This window comes from Paenibacillus sp. FSL R7-0216 (assembly GCF_037969915.1).
GTDB classification, from domain to species: Bacteria; Bacillota; Bacilli; order Paenibacillales; family Paenibacillaceae; genus Fontibacillus; species Fontibacillus rhizolycopersici.
Genome location: NZ_CP150222.1, coordinates 2,553,699 through 2,574,412 on the forward strand (window position 1 = coordinate 2,553,699; position 20,714 = coordinate 2,574,412).

Annotated in this window: 20 protein-coding genes; 14 read left to right on the forward strand and 6 right to left on the reverse strand. The window is 50.5% G+C overall.

Annotation, left to right across the window (positions count from 1 at the left end):
* Positions 1–17: 17 nt before the first annotated feature.
* The 6 genes from MKZ15_RS11485 (at position 18) to MKZ15_RS11510 (ending at position 4,918) form a co-directional block, all read left to right on the forward strand.
* Positions 18–476: a GAF domain-containing protein gene (locus tag MKZ15_RS11485; RefSeq protein ID WP_339822146.1), complete on the forward strand. Its 459-nt coding sequence runs from the start codon at positions 18–20 to the stop codon at positions 474–476.
* A complete protein-coding gene (locus MKZ15_RS11490) occupies positions 473–1,534 on the forward strand; it encodes an ATP-binding protein (protein ID WP_339822149.1) in 1,062 nt (353 codons plus the stop codon). Before MKZ15_RS11485 ends, MKZ15_RS11490 begins: the two co-directional genes overlap by 4 nt.
* A gap of 56 nt (positions 1,535–1,590) precedes the next feature.
* Complete coding sequence (locus tag MKZ15_RS11495; RefSeq protein ID WP_193418527.1) at positions 1,591–2,238, forward strand: response regulator transcription factor; 648 nt, start codon at positions 1,591–1,593, stop codon at positions 2,236–2,238.
* A gap of 14 nt (positions 2,239–2,252) precedes the next feature.
* Complete coding sequence (locus tag MKZ15_RS11500) at positions 2,253–2,771, forward strand: hemerythrin domain-containing protein (RefSeq protein WP_339822153.1); 519 nt, start codon at positions 2,253–2,255, stop codon at positions 2,769–2,771.
* A 192-nt stretch (positions 2,772–2,963) separates the two neighbouring features.
* A complete protein-coding gene (locus MKZ15_RS11505; protein ID WP_155606035.1) occupies positions 2,964–4,466 on the forward strand; it encodes an MFS transporter in 1,503 nt (500 codons plus the stop codon).
* Positions 4,467–4,504: 38 nt separating this feature from the next.
* Entirely contained in the window at positions 4,505–4,918 is a 414-nt protein-coding gene (locus tag MKZ15_RS11510) for a hemerythrin domain-containing protein (protein ID WP_213623997.1), read from the forward strand.
* Between the two features lie 93 nt (positions 4,919–5,011).
* Here the strand turns inward: MKZ15_RS11510 and MKZ15_RS11515 are convergent, their stop codons facing one another.
* Positions 5,012–5,875, reverse strand: a complete 864-nt coding sequence (locus MKZ15_RS11515) for a phosphosulfolactate synthase (RefSeq protein ID WP_193418519.1) — start codon at positions 5,873–5,875, stop codon at positions 5,012–5,014.
* A gap of 111 nt (positions 5,876–5,986) precedes the next feature.
* Positions 5,987–7,297, reverse strand: a complete 1,311-nt coding sequence (locus MKZ15_RS11520) for an MFS transporter (RefSeq protein WP_193418517.1) — start codon at positions 7,295–7,297, stop codon at positions 5,987–5,989.
* A gap of 146 nt (positions 7,298–7,443) precedes the next feature.
* Between MKZ15_RS11520 and MKZ15_RS11525 the strand changes: the two genes are divergently transcribed.
* Complete coding sequence (locus tag MKZ15_RS11525; protein WP_339822159.1) at positions 7,444–8,139, forward strand: 2-phosphosulfolactate phosphatase; 696 nt, start codon at positions 7,444–7,446, stop codon at positions 8,137–8,139.
* A 35-nt stretch (positions 8,140–8,174) separates the two neighbouring features.
* Here the strand turns inward: MKZ15_RS11525 and MKZ15_RS11530 are convergent, their stop codons facing one another.
* The gene (locus tag MKZ15_RS11530) at positions 8,175–8,681 is read right to left on the reverse strand and encodes a DUF3231 family protein (protein WP_339822162.1); all 507 of its coding nucleotides are present in this window, start codon (positions 8,679–8,681) and stop codon (positions 8,175–8,177) included.
* A 150-nt stretch (positions 8,682–8,831) separates the two neighbouring features.
* Between MKZ15_RS11530 and MKZ15_RS11535 the strand changes: the two genes are divergently transcribed.
* On the forward strand, positions 8,832–9,986 hold the full coding sequence (locus MKZ15_RS11535; RefSeq protein WP_339822165.1) for a hypothetical protein: 1,155 nt from the start codon (positions 8,832–8,834) through the stop codon (positions 9,984–9,986).
* A gap of 59 nt (positions 9,987–10,045) precedes the next feature.
* Here MKZ15_RS11535 and MKZ15_RS11540 read toward each other — a convergent pair whose 3' ends face one another.
* Positions 10,046–10,948, reverse strand: a complete 903-nt coding sequence (locus tag MKZ15_RS11540) for an aldo/keto reductase (protein ID WP_339822168.1) — start codon at positions 10,946–10,948, stop codon at positions 10,046–10,048.
* Between the two features lie 118 nt (positions 10,949–11,066).
* On the opposite strand from MKZ15_RS11540, the gene MKZ15_RS11545 reads away from it, so the two are divergent.
* Entirely contained in the window at positions 11,067–11,333 is a 267-nt protein-coding gene (locus MKZ15_RS11545) for an FAD/FMN-containing dehydrogenase (protein ID WP_155606027.1), read from the forward strand.
* A gap of 60 nt (positions 11,334–11,393) precedes the next feature.
* On the opposite strand, the gene MKZ15_RS11550 is transcribed toward MKZ15_RS11545, so the two are convergent.
* A complete protein-coding gene (locus tag MKZ15_RS11550) occupies positions 11,394–12,584 on the reverse strand; it encodes a M14 family metallopeptidase (protein WP_339822171.1) in 1,191 nt (396 codons plus the stop codon).
* A 206-nt stretch (positions 12,585–12,790) separates the two neighbouring features.
* On the opposite strand from MKZ15_RS11550, the gene bioB reads away from it, so the two are divergent.
* The 5 genes from bioB (at position 12,791) to MKZ15_RS11575 (ending at position 18,353) form a co-directional block, all read left to right on the forward strand.
* Entirely contained in the window at positions 12,791–13,792 is a 1,002-nt protein-coding gene (bioB, locus tag MKZ15_RS11555; RefSeq protein ID WP_339822174.1) for a biotin synthase BioB, read from the forward strand.
* A 74-nt stretch (positions 13,793–13,866) separates the two neighbouring features.
* On the forward strand, positions 13,867–14,559 hold the full coding sequence (locus tag MKZ15_RS11560) for a response regulator transcription factor (protein ID WP_193418503.1): 693 nt from the start codon (positions 13,867–13,869) through the stop codon (positions 14,557–14,559).
* On the forward strand, positions 14,556–15,563 hold the full coding sequence (locus MKZ15_RS11565; RefSeq protein WP_339822178.1) for a sensor histidine kinase: 1,008 nt from the start codon (positions 14,556–14,558) through the stop codon (positions 15,561–15,563). The genes MKZ15_RS11560 and MKZ15_RS11565 overlap by 4 nt, the downstream gene beginning before the upstream one ends.
* Positions 15,564–15,660: 97 nt before the next feature.
* Entirely contained in the window at positions 15,661–16,416 is a 756-nt protein-coding gene (locus MKZ15_RS11570; RefSeq protein WP_155606022.1) for an ABC transporter ATP-binding protein, read from the forward strand.
* Positions 16,413–18,353 (forward strand): ABC transporter permease, encoded by a 1,941-nt coding sequence (locus MKZ15_RS11575; protein ID WP_213624006.1) that lies wholly within the window; start codon positions 16,413–16,415, stop codon positions 18,351–18,353. Before MKZ15_RS11570 ends, MKZ15_RS11575 begins: the two co-directional genes overlap by 4 nt.
* An 84-nt stretch (positions 18,354–18,437) precedes the next feature.
* On the opposite strand, the gene MKZ15_RS11580 is transcribed toward MKZ15_RS11575, so the two are convergent.
* Positions 18,438–20,489: a GxGYxYP domain-containing protein gene (locus MKZ15_RS11580; RefSeq protein ID WP_339822183.1), complete on the reverse strand. Its 2,052-nt coding sequence runs from the start codon at positions 20,487–20,489 to the stop codon at positions 18,438–18,440.
* Positions 20,490–20,714: the final 225 nt, after the last annotated feature.

The window sequence follows — 20,714 nt, forward strand, 5'->3', positions numbered from 1 at the left end:
TTTAGGGAGACGAATACATGAATCCAACCTCCAGTTGCTACCAGGTACTTATCGATCAATTAAGAGAACAGATGGGGTATGACTTCGTGTCACTGGCGTTTGCCGAGTCGGCCGTTAACGATTTCGTCCTTACCTGGAAGTATGCCTCGGGCAACTTGAACAATCGATATAAACGCATCGTTCTCCAGTCGGGTAAAGGGATTGCCGGCATCGTATTCAAAACCGGCAGTCCCATGCTGGTTGCAAATGTCGCCGACGGGCTCGAACCCCAAGAGATGTACAATTATCCGATATTAATTTCGGAACGGTTAACCAGCTTGGCGGCGATCCCCTTGTATTTGACGGATCGGGTCGAGGGTGTGCTCTTAACTGGTTATCGGGAAGAGAATCGAATGTCGCACGAAGAGTTACGCCGGTTGTATGAATGGCTTCAAGGCAGGTTTGGCGATTTTGAAATCAAGGAGCTGAACCCATGAATCCTTCATCCTTGAATATACCGATCGAGCTGCTTCAGAAACAATTTGAACACAGCTCCGATGCTATTATTTTCTTTGATGCCGGACATCGGGTCATGGCGATGAATTCTCGGGCCGAACGTCTTCTGGATCGCCGAGTGCTGGAGGAACCAGCCGGACCGGACAGCAATTCGTTTTGCTTCTCCTGCCGGGGCTACACCAGTGAAGAAGAACCGATGTCTTGCTTAAATTGCTATCTGTCCAACACGGAGAAGGACTTCAGCTCCTTCCAGCTCTATTTGGAGACGAAAACCAAAGGTGTGGTGCCGTTCTCCGCCAGCTTTCAAACCGTAGATACGGCGGCGGGCATCCGGGTGCTTACCTTGCGCGATTTGACGAATCAACTTATGACGCAGCAGTTGCTCAATCAGAACACGATGATGAAGAGCGTCATTAAGGCCCAGGAAGACGAACGTAAGCGGATTTCCCGCGAACTGCACGACAGCGTAGCGCAAGAGTTGATTAGCTCGCTGGTGGATCTGCGGGTGCTCAAATATTTGAACGTACAAGAAGAAGCTCTGCAAAAAATCCAGCAAACCGAAGCCTCGCTCACCCGGTTGCTGGAGCAAATCCGCAACCTATCGGTGGAGCTTCGGCCGGCTTCGCTGGATGATCTCGGACTAGACGCGGCCTTCCGTTCTCATTTTAAATGGATTGAGAAAAATTATGGCGTGCTGGTACGATTTGTTGCGGAGCTCGGCGGTCAGCGATTTAACAGTGAAGTGGAAACGGTCGTTTACCGGGTATGCCAGGAATCGGTACTTAATGCCTTGAAATATGCCGATATTGACGAGATTAACGTGCGTCTGTTTGCCTCGGCGCATTTGCTGGAGCTCATGGTTTCCGATCAGGGGAACGGATTCGACGTGAATACGAACGATCCAAAGGGAACCGGACTTGGTATCTATGGGATGAAAGAGAGAGCCGAGCTCGTTGGCGGCGAAATCTCCATTACCTCTATACGGGGGGAAGGCACAACGGTCCATTTGCGAGTTCCGTTCGGAGCGTTCTCTCTATAGGCGGCCATAGCGCCCAGTAGGTAGGGTTAACTTTCGAGGGCAAGGGGGAAGGTTCTGTGAAGGTGGTAATCGCGGATGATCACGCTGTCGTCCGGAGCGGTTTTACGATGATCATCAATTTTCAAGAGGATATGGAAGTGGTGGCGACGGCCGCCGACGGGATTGAGGCCTACAAAATGGTGGCTAAACACCGCCCAGACATTTTGCTGATGGATCTCAGCATGCCTCCGGGAGAAAGCGGCTTGATTGCAACGGCCAAAATCCACGAGGATTTTCCCGAGACCCATATCATTATCTTGACGATGCACGATGACGAGGAGTATTTATTTCATGTGCTTAAGAAAGGCGCACGCGGATATGTCCTGAAGAATTCCCCGGACGAACAGCTTGTCTCGGCCATTCGTATGGTGCATCAAGGTGGCGTTTATATCCATCCGAAGCTCGCGTCTTCCCTTGTCCGTGAATTTGTAAACCACGATCAGCAGGCAGATGAGAGTAACCCGTATCAACTGTTGTCCACCCGTGAAATCGAGATCTTACCCCTGGTTGCCAAAGGGTATGGAAACAAGGAGATCGCCGAAATGCTGCACATCTCCGTGAAAACCGTTGAGGCCCATAAAGCCAAAATCATGGAAAAGCTAAATTTGAAATCAAGACCCGAGCTGGTGGAATATGCCATTAAGAAAAAGCTGCTGGATTTTTAACGGAGGCTGGTAACATGGAACAAAGAACACTGCAAAGCGAATTGCCCGCCATGCGTATTTTAGAGAATGAACACCGGTATTTGGCTAGTTTAATGAACGAATGGCATACGATCGTACTGGATTTTCAGAACGATCGCTATTCCTCGGACCAGGCCAAACTACAGTTCACGCGTTTGTGTGAATTGATCCGCGAATTCAAATCACCTTTGCGCAAGCATTTTCAAAAAGAAGAGACTTATTTTTTTCCGCGATTGGGGAAACATATAGGATATGATCAAGGTCCGATTGTTTCGATCGAACAGGAACATGAGGAGATTTTCGCATATATCGGCCATTTCCTTCATTATGCTAACGGTGAGTTTTCGTTGGAGGAAATGAAGGCTCTGTCTCGGGACGCGGGGGAAGCATTTGAAATTTTGACCGTGCATTTCGTCAAAGAAGAGACGGTGTTGTTCCCGATGACCAGACAGGTCATGAAGCCGGCAGAACGAGAGCAGTTGAATAAGGAGCTTTACACCCTGATTGTTGAATAGATTCCCATTCAATGAGCAGCCCATAAACATCAACCGGTGCTTATGGGCTTTTTTGTGTCCAAATTGGACCGGTAGGGAGTTTCCCGAAATAAATGGGGGAAAACCCTATTCAGGCCCAATTAGGGAATCGGCTAAAATACGGGTGGGGAAATCGATGGTCATTCCGAAGTCATTTGAAAAAGGTGATCTAATTTGATTAGAAAAGTTCAATTGCCACTGCAAACGTTAAATCTGATTGTCGGTTTTATGGTATGGGTGATCATTTCGTCGCTCCTTTCTTTCATGGGTGACGATATCCAGGTTCCCGCCGACAAGGTTGCGATCATTACGGCAATTCCCGTCGTATTGGGTTCTGTTTTGCGTATCCCGATAGGGTATTATGCTAACATCTTTGGGGCGCGGATCGTCTTCTTGATCAGCTTCATCTTGCTGCTGTTTCCCGTGTATTACATTAGTGAAGCCAAAACGTACGTTGATTTGATCATCGGCGGGTTGTTTCTCGGGATTGGCGGGGCTGTGTTCTCCGTAGGCGTTACTTCACTGCCAAAGTATTACCCGAAAGAGCGACACGGTTTGGTCAATGGCGTGTATGGTCTCGGAAACCTGGGGACCGCGGTCACTTCGTTCTCCGCCCCGGTCATAGCAACGCAAATCGGCTGGTCGGCCACCGTCAAGCTGTATTTGATCCTTCTGCTGGTCTTTGCGGCGTTGAATCTCTTCTTTGGTGACCGTAAAGAGCCGAAGGTGAAGACCGCTATGATGGAACAAATCAAGGGCGTGTACAAGAATGAAAAGCTCTGGTTGTTCTCGCTGCTGTACTTTATCACGTTTGGGTCGTTTGTGGCGTTCACCGTTTATCTGCCGAACTTTTTGGTGACGAATTTTGAACTGACCAAAGTGGATGCGGGCATGCGTACGGCCGGATTTATTGCTCTTGCAACCTTTATGCGTCCGATCGGTGGCTGGTTGGCGGATCGGTTTAATGCCTTGATGTTATTGATCATCGTATTTGCAGGCTTTACGCTGGCGGCCATCGTGCTGGCCTTTTCTCCGACATTTACGTTGTACACGGTTGGCTGTTTGGTGATCGCGATGGTTGCCGGGGCGGGGAATGGGGTCATCTTCAAGCTGGTTCCACAGTATTTCAACAAGCAGGCCGGGATCGTGAACGGGATTGTCTCGATGATGGGCGGACTAGGTGGGTTTTTCCCGCCGCTGTTGTTGTCCTATATCCACTCGGTAACGGGTCAGTATTCCATCGGGTTCATGCTACTGTCCCAGGTAGCTTTAGCCAGCTTGATTCTCGTGCTCTGGATGATCTATTCCGACAAGCTGAGCTTGTCCTCGGAAGTATTCAATAATACGGCACAGGGCATTCTGGTGACGGATCCCAAAGGCACCATTGTGGCGGTCAACCCGGCGTTCACCTCGGTGACAGGGTTTGAAGAAGAGGAGGCGGTGGGGCAGAAGCCAAGTATTCTGCGGGCAGACCGTCAATCCCCTGATTACTATGCGCAGATGTGGAAGAGCATCAAAGAAACCGGTATGTGGCAGGGCGAAATCTGGAACAAGCGTAAAAACGGCGAAACTTATCTACAATGGTTAAATATCAGCGCCGTGAAGGACAAGTCGGGGGAAGATATCCGTTATGTCGGGACGTTCTCTGAGCTTCCGGAAGGAAAAGCGGAGAAATAAGAAATGGTTTAGATTTAACATTAGGGGGAGGGGAAATTATGCCGGTTGGTCCATCATTACGGCAACGGCACGCTCATCAAGCCATTCACGCCGGAGGTTTGGCTGGAGCTCGGTCGAAAACGGAGGAAGTCGAAAGTCTGTACACAAATGGGAACCTGGAGATGGCAGATCAGGCGATGGTAGAATTGCTGGATTACTGGGAGTCACGGATTCTAAGCCATGCGGATGCGGAAGAGGACGGTTTCTACCAAGAAGTCGTCGAGAAGAATCCAACGCTCCAAGAAACGGTACTGCAATTGAAACGGGATCATGAGTTGATGAGAATTGTGGTAAAAAACATCCATCAGCTGCGTGAATCAAATGGATTCAGTAAGGTCCTTCTCCCTAAGCTGTACGCCTTGCTTGAGATTAATGAAATTCATAGTCAGGAAGAGGAACGGTTGTTGTTCTAACCCCTTGAGAAATGGAAAGGGATGGGGCAACTAAGCAAAGCCAACAAAGAAAATAATCGGCCAGGTGGGCTCTACCTGGCCGATTATTTTTTGCTAAATCACATAGATACACTCTTCGGCCGGCTTTTGACGGAGGCCAAATTCGAAAGTGTCTTGGCGGAGTCCCCGCCGCATCGTTTCGAGCGACAGGATATCCGGCGGCTGGATGTTGCCTAGATGCACGCCCGCGCCGAATTTGCGAAGCAGCAGCACTTGCTGATGTTTTAGCGGGGCTTCCCACATCAGTCTGGTTGAATCGGGTACGAATTTGAGGATATTGTCCAAAATATCCTGGCGACATTCGCCATGATCATCAAAAATGCCGACGCCCATTCCCGATTCGCGTGCTTCCACAGTCATCAGCTCGGCTCCGGCTTTGAGATCGGCTTCCTGGGTCTCTGCCAGATGAGTGGCATCGATAAGGGAACCGGTTAGTTTCTTGCCAAATTCGGTGACGACTCGAAGCCCCCGGTTTTTACCTTCCTGAATCAGTTCGGTACGGCGTTTACGAGGGAGCTCAATCGTGCCGTCAGACACTTCGATGCCATTAAAGCCAAGCTGGCAAATGGTATTGAAGAAGCCCGAGACAACTTCCTGCTGAACCGCCGTCTCTAACAGCGTCCCGCCAGGCATCACCATAATCCCATGCTGCTTGGCAAGGTTAATTTTGTACATCAATAACTCCGTGCTGTAGAGCGGGGCTGTACCAAAGCCGAATTTGATGCAATTTACGTAACCCGCAGCCAGTTCAATGAAATCTGTGAAGGCGGTTCGCCCGAGCCCTTTATCGATCACCATCGTCAGGCCGGGACCGGTAACCTGCAATTCGGGCAAACTTCCTTCCGGCTCGATGGTCTGACGTAGTCCGCTCGGATCAAATAACTCGGCAGGCCAGACGGCACGTAAGGTACTCTTCATACTGGAATCTCCTCGTTTCCTTGTTAACTTATCGTTTCACCGATGACATAGGCATCATATGCGAATTCATCGCAGCAGGTGCCCATGGAATTAACAAATATTGGTGAAAGATCAGCTGATTTGACGAGGAGGTTTGATCAGGAAAAACACCAGCCCCAAGGTGACCAGGGATAAGCAAGACACGGTGATAAACACGACACGGTCGGAAATGTCCATCATCCATCCGAACAGGGGCGGACCAAAGGCAACGCCTAAAAACCGCAGGCTATTGTACAGCGACGTGATCATGCCGCGTTCGCTCTTTTGCACCGCGCCGGTAATCATCGTATTTAAGCACGGCAGGAGAAGGCCGGTTCCGATACTGCTGACTGTTAGTAAGCCGATAAATACATAAATGTTCTTGAAGAAGAATATCGTCGCCGCCAGCGCAAGCGTCATCATAATCAGCCCGATGTTCATCAGCCAGCGGATTAACAGGCCTTTCTTCTTGATCAGGCTGCCCGTCGTATAGGAAGTGATGACCATGCCGAGCAGGGGGATGGCTAAAACCGCGCCTTTTAGGACTCCGTCGATATGGTAAGGAGCCTCTTCCAAGGTATTGGATAAGTAAAACAAAACGCCAAACAAAATGAACAGCCCTAAAGAACCTGCGAAAAAGGAAGTGATCAACCAGCTCCCTTTTTTACGGAAAATTTGACCGATTTTATGGATGTAGGACTTTAATGGCTGTTTCTCGCCCAACTGAGGTTCCTTGATCAGAAACATCACGGCGAACAGCGAGAGGGCACAGAATACGGGGAACGCGAAAAAAGAAGCATACCAAACGATCAGCACCAGCAACGAACCGATAATTGGGCTAAGCACTTTGCCAACGCCGTTAGATGCTTCAATCAATCCCAAAGCTTTACTTTCCGTTCCGCCTTTATACAAATCGCCTACTAACGCCATGGCAATGGGTGCTGTACCTGCAGCCGCCATGCCCTGAATGGCCCGCGCCGTGATAATGACGGTATATGAGTTCCATATCGCCCCGAATCCCGCCAAAACCCCGGCACCTCCGTAAACGATCAATGCGGGAATGATGATCTTCTTACGTCCAAACCGGTCGGATAGATAACCAATTACCGGGATGAACAAGCCCGCCGCCAAAGAGAAAATCGAAATGATCAAGCTGCTTTGAAATTTACTGATTTGCAACTGCCGTTGCATTTCCGGAAGGACGGGCACCAGCATCGAGTTACCGAACACAAGCACGATCGGGATGGTAGCGATGGCCATGAACTCCCATATCCGCCCTTTGGACCCGCTCTGCTCCGAGGCTTCCGCTTTCTCCTTGGCTCCCTCTGTCGACTCCTCCTCGGGAAACGAAATGTCGCTTTGGAATGTGATTTGCAGCCTTTTCCGCGTTTTGGTGTTATTCATGGGTTTAGCTCCTCATGATTGAATTCGAAACACAATGAATACGTTCATTATTTGTCATTCGGAAATCGGGTATGCATCCATTAGCACGGCTTCCCACCCATCAGGCATAAGCTGGTAATGTTCAAAACAGAAAGGGTAGGGGAACCATGATCCAAATCATACAGGGAAATAACCACCGGCTGGCGGATGCGGAGGTCCATGTGGTGATCGATGTGATCCGGGCTTTTACGGTGGCCCATTACGCTTTTATCCGGGGAGCTCAAAGGATTATATTGGCCGGTTCGCTGGAAGAGGCGTTTCATTTCAAACGGGACCATCCCGATTTCTTGCTGGCGGGAGAAATTAATGGCTTGCCTATTCCGGGTTTTGATTTGGATAATTCGCCTGCTCGGATCGCGCTAGCTGACCTAGCCGGAAAAACGTTGATTCAAAAAACAACGAATGGCGTAGAGGCCACTTTGAACTCTTTGAACGCCAAGCACATTTTTGTAACGGGGTTCTCTAATGCGGCCACGACGGCGGAATGGATCAAAAGCCGGCTCATGAGCTCGGGCCCCGAACTGTCGCTGCATTTGATCGCTTCGCATCCGACGGGGGATGATGATCTAGCCTGCGCGGAATACATCGCAGGGATCTTAAGCGGAGACAGTAGACCAACGGCGGCGCAAACCTTGGAGCGCATACGCGGTTCGTCGGCAGCGGCCAAGTTTTTCGATCCGGAGCAGCCGGCGTTTCTACCCGAGGATTTGGAATTGTGCTTACAGGAGCGATCTGCGGAATTCGTCATGAAAGTAGCGATTCGCGACGGAATCCCGATCATTGAACGGGAGGATGTAAATTAAGGGAGAGTCGCAAAGGATTCTCCCTTCATTTGTGATTACTCGGGTTTCTTGACTTGCAGCGGGGGAGGAATCAGCCAGCCTTTTTCCTTGCTCATACGCAAGATTCTTAGTCCCAGCGCGGTTTTGGTTGCATGGTATTTGGCGAACAGTGCGCCGATATCCTCACGGATCGACAACCCCATCGCCCCGCTGCAGCCCGCTAATGAAGCGGCGGTATCCATGGCAATCTTCGCCCCGATTTCCGCATCGGCAAATCTAGCGCCTGGCGGGATATCCTCCAGCTTTGCTTCCGGCCGTTCCGGCAGCATCGGGGAGGGGGTAATCCCATTGTCCATTAACAACTTGTCCAATTCTTTGATTTCCAGCTTGGCTTGATCCATCAGATCCTTTAAAATCTCTTTTAAATCTTTGTCACCGGCATGATACGTGAACAGCTGGTAGCAGGACAAGATCATCTTGGCCGCCATCGAGCTTTCCCATAGGGTGAATATTTCGCCGTAATGCATCGGCTCATGCTTCGGATTACCGTCTAACACACCCATGAAAGAATCTCCTTTGCTTCGTGATATTGATTTGCTCGTCCGTAGTATGTCTCCCGTTCATGGGTTGTATGATTCGGTTTGTAAACGTCGTAACTTTCTCCTCCATTCGTCGTCTATACTAAATAGATTGAGGTGAAAGGAGAAACGAGAATGAAATTAGGCAACATTCGGCTGCGACCAGCGGTTTACGGTGTTCTAGCGACAACTTTGGCCTGGACGATGATCGCAAGTACGGCAGCTGCCGCGGATGCGGCGTTTTACCATGCCTATACGAACCCGGAAACCAAAGAAGCATACTATAATGGCTATTTAACAACGGATGACGGCAAATCTGAACGGAAGGTCCTCTCCCGGACCGAGGACGGAAATTGGTATGTGTTGCCCGATACCGTCAGCGAGCTGTGGGGAGAGGAAATGAGTCCCTATGTGCGTGTCATGACGCAAGGCCTAACTCCCCAACCTTTCGGCGAAGTCTATCTGGATACGGCCGGAGACCGGTTGGTGGGGAAAACAGGATATCAGAACTCACCCAACGGGAAATTCGGGACTCGTAAGGTGATGCATTTCGAGGGGGGTTCTAAGCAGGTTGCCCTTTTCGTGAAAAACAACCAGAACGGAGTCATCCGTCAGGTCTCCGACAGTGGAGAATGGCCTGTGACCTATTGGCTTCCGGACGGCTCCTTGCTTATGGAGCGGCATAGCGAGACGGCCAAGCAGAACGAAATCGTTCGCATGAATCCCGATACACAGGAAACGCATCGTTTATTGCTGGCTTCTTTGCTGGGGTATGACGAACAGCGAGGAGAACTCTTGCTGGCTTATAACGAATCTACCCGGAAAACGCATCTATACGATGTGCATACTCGGAAGGTTCGGAGCGTAACCGATCAAGAGGTTCAAGCTTTCTATGATCGAGTACAAGGCTCGGCCGCGACAAAAGCACCTGAAGTCCCGGACGAATTGGAAGCCAATCAGCTGCCGGTCAAAACGCTGGAATACGTTCAAGAGGGGGAGGCTAATTTGACAGTAAACGATATGAAAATCGCTTTGCCGTTCGTTTTTTTTGGCCTTAACCGAGAGCTATATGTTCCTCTTCGACCCGTGTCCGAAAGTCTGAAGTGGAAAGTTGAGCGGAGTGCAGGTAGCGATATGAAAACCTACCGTTATACGGTTTCCACGGGAACCCAGTCCATTCAAGTCGACCGTTCGAACTCGAAGATCATGGGGGATCGGTTATATCTCAATGTCCATGCTTTAAACCGTCTGATTTCCGACTGGGGGATTGAATGGATCCCCGTCAAATAACCTGAATCGCAACAAAAAAGCAGGCCGTTCACTTGGAATGGCCTGCTCTTCATTTTAGATTAACGGTGCACCGTATATTGATTTGCTATACTCAAGCTGCGAATCAACTCAACTTCCTGGGCGCTTAGCTCGGAGATGTCGGCCGCGGTCAGATTCTGCAACAGCTGTTCACGAGAGCTGGCTCCGGGAATGGCCACGGCCACTGCCGGATGGGATAGCGAGTAACGGATGGCCAGCTGCGTTAGGCTGCGTTCCGGGGTTTCCAGCTCCTGCAGCTTTCGGCGCAGTTCACGAAGCTCGCCCAGCTCGTAATCCAACACGCCTTTGGAAGGTACTCGGTTCGCTGCCAGCGCTCCGCTTGCTAGCGGCCCACGGGCGATCACGCTGATCCGGTGCTCCTGAAGCAGCGGAAAGGCAGCCTCTTCACCACGCCGATCCACGATACTGTATTGATTCATGACGCTGACGATTGAGGAATGAGAGACGTATTCGCGAATCACGTTCGGACGAATGGAAGAAATTCCGTACTCCCGGATGACGCCTTCTTTCTTCAATTGTTCAAACGCTTCGATCGTGTCATCGATCGGATCCTCGATCGTTCCGCCATGAAGTTGATACAAATCAATATAATCCGTGCCCAGCCGACGCAGGCTGTCTTTGACCGCCGACAGGATATGCGCTTTGGACGGATCCCAGCTCCAGCCATCTTGACCGGAAATCCGTCGGTTGCCGACTTTGGTCGCTAGAATGACTTGATCCCGGCGTCCCTTGATCGCTTTGCCGACGATTTCCTCATTGGTTCCGGCATCGTAAAGATCGGCGGTATCAAGAAAGTTAACCCCTCGGTCCAGCGCCTCGTGGATCAGGGCGATCGCATGCGACTCATCCGTTCCCAGCGACATGCAGCCTAGTCCGATTTCGCTAACCAATAGGTCGGAGGAGCCCAAACGGTTCATTTTCATCTGCAGAACTCCTTTCGATAGAAGGATGAGTTTCTTTGAACTATAAAAGACATCATAGCATGTTCAATTCGCCCCTGCTAGAATGAAAGCCAATCGCTTGCCTAAGGAGGAGAACAACATGAAGAAGCTTGGCCTTGGAATCGCTGCCTTCGTATTGGTGATGGGGATTGGTGCGGCTGGAGTTTATGCGGCTGGTGCGAGCAACGGTGCAGAGAACGATCCGAATGGAGTTTGGGATTGGATGCTACCCTATGCGAAACAGATGCATCCCAATCTGACGGATGAGCAAATTCAGGATCGGATCAACAACTGTCACGGTCAAAGCGGAACGGGAACGTCCAGAATGATGAACCCCAACCTCCGCGGAGGTATGATGAATTTTTAAGCCTCTTTACACAGAAAGGGCCCTCTGCAATAGCAGGGGGCCTTGTTTTTGCGTTTACACTTACATGTACATGCTGGCCAGTAAAATCCCTAAGCTTTCCTCATAAATCTCGTCAAATTGAGAGAGCGGCAGCGGGTTGACGCCGGTTCCCAGCTCGATCGTAAATCCAGGACGCCGGAAATCATAGATGAACCAATCTTTATATCCGGCATAGCTCTCCACGTTACGGATGGCCTCGTAACCGCTGACCCGGGCGAATTCATTCGCGATCGTTTCGGCATAAGCCGGCTCGCGGTTCTCGAAGCCCCAATAGATGACTTGGCCTTGGGTATGGAACGCGAGAACATGATCAAAGTCGCTCTGCCGGGTCAAGATGGCCATGGCGATCGCTTCAGGTTCGGTCAGCGGGGCGGTGCCCGGATAATCCCGAGGCCCGCGCTCCACCGGATTCCTAGCAACCTCACGTTCCCATAAAGCCGGGAATTGGTCGTTTAAGTCAACCCCATTGATGTTGGCTTTCCACCCTTGGAAGTCGGTGTTGCCACCGTTGTAAGACAGCACGTTGCTGCGGTAAGGCTCCTGATTCGGCAATCCATGGATAACGAGGTCTACACCGTCCAGATTCACCATGGGCACCATCGAGAAAGTAACCTCTTCGTAATATGGCCACATCGGCAGACCGCGAATCGAGCTGCTATTCGTAAGCGCAAGCAGATACTGATTCAGAAATTTGATTAACACCGGCGTCGTAATCCATTCATTCGCATGAAAAGCTCCGTTGACATGCACCTTTTTCTTTCCTTTTCCGATGCGTAGTTCAGGGATGGGTTTGTTCATGACCGTATTTCCAATATTTTGGTAGGCTACAAACGGGTAGATGTCCATCAACCGGTTCAAATCTTCCCGCAATGCGGCGGAATCGTACGGTTTACGGATGTCGACCACGAACCAGGTGACTCGCAGCGGAAGCTGCAGCCGCTGACCAACCGCAAGCTGATTGGGATTCACCGATTGGTTCAGCAAAAGGATCACATCCATCGGAACCCCGCGATCCCTGGACAGCTTCCAAACGGAATCCCCGGCTTTCACCTGATATTCGCTGGACAGAAAACCGGGAATGTGGATGGTTTGGCCCGCGCTAAGACTTTCCGCTTGAATACCCGGGTTGGAATCCACGATCAATTGCAGCGGAAGTTGAAAGATCTGGCTGTAATACCATAACGTATCCCCCGAACGTACTTGTATACGCATAACAAATCCCTCCTGCACATTTTTGCCTTATAACAACCTATGTAGGGGCAAGCGCGCTCCATGCCAAATGGAATGAACCCTTCACAACATCCAAACTTTCAGGTAGAATCTAGAATGTTAATTGTTAACCATAAATTTATATTAAGGTTAACAATAGGAGCTCATTTGCTGTAGAGCTAATCAGGCATAGAAAGCTGGGATGATGGATGAACCAACGCAAGACGGAAGGACAGAGCTGGGATTCGCTAGCCGATAAAGCCCTAAACGGAGTGGTTTTAACTTGGGAGGAGGGGCTTTCCGTATTACAAGCCGAGAATGATCAATTGCTGCCGCTGATGGAGGCGGCGTATCGGGTCAGACGGTATTACTATGGCAACAAAGTGAAGCTGAACATGATCATCAATGCTAAAAGCGGACTATGTCCCGAAGATTGCGGGTACTGCTCGCAATCCTTGGTCTCGACAGCTTCGATCCCGAAATACCCGTTGCTCGACAAGGAAACGCTGGTGGCTGGAGCTCGCGAGGCGTTGCAGCGCAAGGCGGGAACGTATTGCATCGTAGCCTCCGGCAAGGGGCCAACCGACAAGGAGTTGGAGCAGGTCGTAGAGGCAGTCGCCGAAATTCGCGCAACGATGCCGCTGAAGATTTGCGCCTGCCTGGGCATTCTTAGGGAGGAGCAAGCGCAGAAACTGAGTGAAGCCGGGGTTCACCGCTATAACCACAATTTGAACACGAGCCGGACCAACTATCCGTCGATTACGACGACCCATACTTACGATCAACGCGTGGCGACGGTCGAGACCGCAAGAGCGCACGGGATGTCTCCCTGCTCCGGCGTGATCATCGGAATGGGCGAATCGGATGAAGAAATCGTGGAGATGGCTTTAGCGCTCCGCGATCTGGATGCCGATTCGGTTCCGATCAATTTCTTGAACGCCATCCCGGGCACACCGCTGGAACGGGCGGGACGGGTACCGGCGCAAAAAGCGCTTAAAGTGTTGGCCTTGTTCCGCTTCATCTGTCCAACGAAGGAAATCCGTGTGGCGGGCGGCCGGGAGGTCAGCCTCCGGACGCTACAGCCGCTATCGTTATATGCGGCGAACTCGATCTTCGTAGGCGACTACATGACGACAGAAGGGCAAGATGTATCCTTAGATCACCGGATGATCGAGGATCTGGGCTTTGAAATTGAACAAACGGCGATTTAACGGAAGGATAGCGAAACGCCTCGTAATCCATTAAACTGAATTAGGTATAGAATCCTAAAAATGTGGTGATTCGCTTGTTTCAAATCATGTTAATCGAAGATGATCCGTCCTTGTTTCAGGAAATTCGCGAACGGCTGCAGCAATGGTCCTATGGGGTACATGGCGTTCGGGATTTTGGCAACGTCTTGGAGGAATTTACGGCCATTCGCCCGGATCTGGTTCTGATCGATATCCAGTTGCCCAAGTTCGATGGGTTTCATTGGTGCCGACAAATCCGCGCCCATTCCAATGTGCCGATCATTTTCCTGTCTTCGCGCGACCATCCGACCGACATGGTGATGTCCATGCAGCTAGGCGCGGATGATTTTGTACAGAAGCCGTTCCATTTCGAGGTGCTCATTGCCAAAATCCAGGCGACGCTTCGCCGGGTATACAACTATAATACCGAACGCGTTGAGCTGAGGACGTGGCGCGGAGCAACGATCGAATATGGACGCAACGCCATCACGGCAGAGCGAGGGACCATTGAGTTAACGAAAAATGAAATGCTCATCCTCAAGCTGCTTGTAGAGCAAAAAAATCGCATCGTCAGCCGCGAGGAGCTGATCCGAAGCTTATGGGACAACGAGCATTTCGTCAGCGACAATACCTTGACGGTAAACGTAAATCGGTTGCGCAAAAAGCTGGAGGACCTCGAGCTTGACGCTTATATCGAGACGAAGGTCGGGCAAGGTTATATGGCAACCGAAGAGGTTCAGACGTTATGATCGGAAAATATTTGCGTGAGCGCCTAAGCTGGATCCTGCTCGTGATCGCCCTGCAGCTCCTGCTCCTCTCCGTCGCCGCGATCGATCGGACGATTCCGTTCCTTCCGATGTTATATATTGTTTTCTTATCGCTATTGTTATTTGCGGCATTTTTGCTGATCCGTTATTCGAAGGAAACCCGGTTCTATCAAAACCTAGCCGCCTGGGAGGATACGTACGATTTGAACGTGATCGCTGCGCCGGAAAGTCCGTTTCAATCTATCGTGATGGATCGATTAAACGAGCAAACGGACAAGTTTCGCAAGGAAACGTCGCAGCTTGTCGCCCAGTTGGAAGAGGAGAAGGATGAGCTGATGTCCTGGATTCACGAGGTGAAAACCCCATTAACCGCCATGCGACTCATGATCGATCGGATGGGCGACGAGCCGCTGAAGGAGCAACTGCGGCTGGAGTGGTTGCGCATTCACCTGTTGCTGGATCGCCAGTTGCACCAGAAACGCATTCCGTTCATCGAAAACGATCTATATATCGAGCAAGTGAAGCTGGAGCCCTTGCTAATTAATGAGATTCGCGAGCTGCGAGCATGGTGTTTGCAAAAAGGCATCGGTTTTGATGTCAACCTGCCTGTCCAGGAAGTGCTCACGGATGCGAAATGGTTGGCGTTCATCGTACGGCAACTGTTGACCAATGCGGTGAAATACAGTTCGGCCTCTGATATCGTCGTGGGTTCTGGAATATCGCCGGATGGACAGGCCTGGCTTTGCGTCCGCGACAGCGGTCGGGGGATTGAAGTGAAGGACCTGCCGCGTATATTCGAGAAAGGATTTACCTCTACGAAGAACCATGATGATCACGCTGCCACCGGAATGGGGTTGTATTTGGCAAAGAAGGTCGCGGACTCCCTGTCGATTCGGATGAGCGTTGAATCAACGCCCGGTGTAGGAACCACCTTTACGTTGTATTTTCCGAGGAGCAATACTTACGTCCATACCCTGGGCATGTGACAACAATGTCACATGCTCGTTTGCTTTGTTCGGTGAAACGCAGGAAACTCCATTCCGGGCAAGTTAAGATTAGGGTAGGACAAAGGAGTGATCAATCATGGCGATACTCGAAGCCAGCAAAATTCATAAAAGCTATGGCAACAAATTCAATCGTCAGGAAGTGCTGAAAGGGATTGACCTGGGTGTGGAGAAGGGGGAATTCGTCAGTATCATGGGGGCGTCCGGCTCCGGCAAGACGACTTTACTAAACGTGCTTTCTTCCATCGATAAGGTCAGCCTTGGCAGCATCAAAATCGAAGGCAAAGAGTTTACGGGACTAAAGGAGAAAGAGTTGGCTGAATTCCGCAAAACCCATCTCGGCTTTATTTTTCAGGAGTACAATTTGCTGGATACGTTAACGGTCAAAGAAAACGTCCTGCTGCCGCTCTCGATCAAAAACGTCTCTCGTAAAGAGGCAGACCATAAGTTTCAGGAGATAGCCACGGAACTTGGCATCTACGACATCAAGGACAAATACCCGAACGAAATTTCGGGCGGGCAAAAACAGCGGACCTCGGCTGCACGGGCGTTCATCCACGATCCGAGCATTATATTCGCCGATGAGCCGACAGGCGCGCTGGATTCGAAGTCCGCTTCGGATTTGTTGAACAAGCTCAGCGAGCTGAACCGCAAGATCATGGCAACGATCATTATGGTGACCCACGATCCGGTGGCGGCGAGCTATACCAGCCGCGTTGTTTTCATTAAGGATGGACAAATCTATTCGCAGCTAAATAAAGGCGACGAGCCAAGGCAGGCGTTCTTCAACGACATCATCAAGGCTCAGGGCGTTTTGGGCGGGGTGCAGGAATGAGCTTGACCCATCTGATTTACCGCAATCTGAAAAAAAACCTGAAAAACTATTACTTGTACGTGTTCGCCTTGATTTTCAGCGTTGCGTTATACTTCGCATTTGTCACCTTACAGTACGACCCGGCGCTGGACGAAATGAAGGGCTCCGTGAAAGGAGCGGCCGGATTAGCCGCTGCGTCAGTGCTGCTCGTTGCGATCGTCGCTATTTTCTTGCTCTATGCGAATACCATCTTCATCAAACGGAGAAGTAAGGAAATTGGCTTGTTTCAATTAATCGGATTAACGAAAGGAAAGATCTTTGGCATCCTCAGCAGCGAAAACCTGATTCTTTATTTCGGCTCCATGCTGATCGGCATGTTCGTCGGGTTTTCCTGCTCCCGGTTGTTGCTTATGATTCTGTTTCAGATCATTGGCGTGGATGCCGAGGCGACATTGCGATTCTCCCCGCAGGCACTGATACAGACCGTCGTTGTTTTTGCGGCGATCTACCTGTTGATCATGCTGATGAACTATTTGTTCATCAAGCGTCAAAGCATCCTGTCGCTGTTCCGGGTGACGTCTACCACGGAGAACGCTTACCGCAGGATGCCGTTGTCCGAAATCGTCTTCGGTATTCTGGGAATCGGGCTGATCCTTTACGGTTACCGGATATCGGCGGATTTGTTCAGCGGCGACTATACCGGAATGCAGGAGCTGTTTCTCGCGATGATCCTGATATTAGGGTCGGTGATTATCGGAACATACCTGTTTTATAAAGGGTCGGTCAGTTTTATCTTCAACTTGGTGCGTAAAGCGAAGGGGGGGTATCTGTCGCTGAATGAGGTGCTGTCCTTATCCTCAATCATGTTCCGAATGAAATCGAACGCGCTGCTGCTGACGATCATCACGACCGTGTCGGCGCTGGCGATCGGCTTGTTGTCGCTAAGCTACATCTCTTTCTATTCGACGGAAAAATCGGCGGAGCAAACCGTACCGAATCATTTTGCATTGTCAGAGCCTGCGGACGTAGAGGCTTTCAAGCAAGCTTTGAAGACAGCCGGGATCGATACGCGAGAAACCCAGCGCCGTGTGCTCATCGTTGAGGCTGATGTTTCTCAAATCTTTGATACCGTCTTGGAGAAGCAAGAGGGCTCCAATGACGTCACGCTTGCCGTCGTTGACGAACAAGAAGTCGAAGGCGTCGAACTGGATTCGAAGGAAGTACTGTTCGCCGGCTCGAGCAATGCCGTGGAGCAATTTATGGGCTTGCACTCGGAAGGGAAAATCACGTTAAAAGGAAGCTCGGAATCCATCCCGGTCACCGTGATCGATACGAAAAAAGATGCGATCGTATCGCTTCGTTATTCCTCCGGAATGCCGTCTGTGATCCTCGATCATGCCGTATTCGAACGACTGATGCAGGATGCAAAACCGGAACTTCAGCGACCTGACCCGGTCTACTACGGGATCGATGTGGTGAATCCCGATTTGCTGGAGCAAGCGAATCAAATCTATCAAGACAAGAGTTATGAAGAAACGTCGGGTGCATACTCCCAATATCAGATCATCATGGACCAGAAGAGCAATATGGGGTTGATCATGTTTATCGTAGGTTTTCTGGGATTAACCTTCCTCATCACTTCAGGTTGCATTCTGTATTTCAAGCAGATGGGCGAAGGGGAAGAAGAGAAGCCGAGCTACACCATCTTGCGAAAGCTTGGATTTACGCCGGGCAATCTGCTGCGGGGGATTCAATTCAAGCAGGTGTTCAACTTCGGTATCCCGTTGGCCGTTGGCTTGTCGCATAGTTATTTTGCCGTCCGTTCCGGTTGGTTTTTGTTCGGGACGGAGCTCTGGACACCGATGATCCTGGTGATGTTGATCTATACGGCACTTTATTCGATCTTTGGTTTGTTGTCGGTCCTGTTCTATAAGCGTATTATCAAGGAATCGTTATAAAAACCAGGACCCTCCAGACAGGAACAAGGCGGAATCGTCTTTTTAGGACGCTCCCGCCTTGTTTTTTTGAGGGTTATTCTAGGGTTAAGGTTTCTTCGGAAGTCCGTAGGCTTCTCGAATCAGCGTAAAATAGCTATCCGCTAACACGACTTCAAATTCAGGTCCCAGTGCTTGCGTGATCTCTACGACGTCCGATGGTCTCATGCTCCACGCGTTGACCCCAACGGAAACAAACATCGGCGAGTTCCCGTCCCAAGAAGCTTTCGCATCGTTCAAAAGGTTGATTCCATCTCTAGCAGTGGTCGTGCCTTTGAAATAAGAAACGGGTAAATTGCCGTTGACGATTTCTACGTAATTTTGGCTACCGCCTCCAAGGAACAGGCCAGGCACTTTCAAATCTTTCACATAGGATTCCGCTTTGAAACCGGTGAGAGGAACGTCATGATTGTCTTCACGGTTGATGACAAAAGGATATGACATGCCGGATTTCTTCAAGTACGGGTAGGAATCTTTCATGAATGCGGCAAAGCTCTCCTCCGGCCATACCTGCGGACTGAAATACCCGGCTCCTGATGGTCCGGCCACCAGCAGATCGTTCTTCGTCGCGGTGGACTGGTAATAGTCTAGGATCGTAGGGGCCGCATCAACGAGGAGCGGGCTAGCCGTCCAGTTCATGGGCACTTGGCCGCGAGCAGGATCATTCCAAAGATTGCGCATATGATTTTGATCGTATTGTAGATTATCGCCCTCGCCAAACGTGAAGGTCACGTAGATCTTGTTGTTCAGCTTCGGGGTTACCGGCTTGTTAGGCTTTGCCGGCTTCGCTTTTGTCCCCGCCATTACCGTCATATTATGGAACCAGTCGGAAGGCAAGACGTAAACGCCGTGACGTGAAGTCAGGTCGATCCCTGCGACTTCGCCTTCAACATCATTATCGAACCAACCCAAATACGGTGTTCCCGGTTCTACATCCGCTAAGATCCGTTCGAACAACTCCCTTTGCTCAGGCACTCCGCTGGAGAGCCAGAACACCATCGCTTTGTTGGCCACCGCATAATCGCGGAGGTAACCGTACGGCTCCTTTTGCTCCGAGGAGAGCGGCTTTACGTTGCTGGCGGAGACCTTGAATTGGTTCCACATTTCGACGGTAACCGTCAATTGCTGAGTGCCCGCCGGCGGGTTGAACTTGTACACGAAGTAGTTGCCGTTGTCGGCAAAACGGTGGTCCGCGCCCGGCAGAAATTTAGAGCCTTGCCGGTCATACAGATACGCTTCTTCTTCCGGCTTTCCGGTTTCGAAGCGAAGGATCTCCTCGCCGTCTGCCGTAACGCTGAATTCATGAACCGCAGGCCCCCAGCCGTCTTGCGTGAAAGCATCCTGGAAGCGCAGATAGACGGCATCTTCTCCCAGAAACTCGGACAAGTCTAGATCATACGTTCTCCGGTTGCTTGCATCGCGAATTTGTTCCGGTTCAGTAAGAACCGTCTTGAAGGACTCGAAATTGTCCGGAGGAAGCGGGATGGACGTATTCGGGCTGAGTCCGACCAGCATTCGTTTCGTCGTTTGACTCCATAAATGCTCATACTGCCAAGTGTAAGCGTCCATTCGATCTTGGAACTTCCCTTGCAGATCCTCGATCACTTTCAGGCGATAAGGCTCCGCGGTCAGTTCTTTGGCCAGTTCAGGGCTGGCCACGACAGCGTCCTTCAATCCAGCAAGCGTCGTTGCAACATTGATGGAGTCAGGAACGGCCGGATCGTAGACGATCACGCCCTTGACCTCCCGGGCGTAAGCCTTAACGATATCCATCGCGTTATCATGAACGCGATAAGGGACATGAAGATCGTTGATCCAGGGATCTTGCTCATTCTGCTGCACGTAAATTCTCGGTTCCGTGCGGTTGACGATGCCTTGGAGCGTTGTCAGCAGAATCTTGATGTCGCCCGAAGCGTCGTACACTTGCGCCACATCCAAACGTTTGACTTTGGCGAAGGTGGGGAGCTCCTGATCCTTCGGCCAGACGATACCGTTTTTACGGTTTAGATCCGCTTGGCTGGAAGTCTCAGCGGATGCTCCTAACGGCATGGTTAACGTAAAAACTAGAGCTAAACTTAACATGATCCATTTGCGAAACATAAATCGTCACCTCTCTTAATGGGAATAGGTAGCGTCGTTGATTTCGTTAAGATCGATGATCCACCTCCTGGCATAGCAATTGGCTGGATTGGAAAGGTTTACATGATATATTTAATATATGTTATTGTATATTTCAATACCTTCGACAAAACTTTGCAGAGATCGATTAAAGCTTTCAGAGTTAGACCAGTTTTCGACTTCAGACACCATCGAAAAGAACTCATT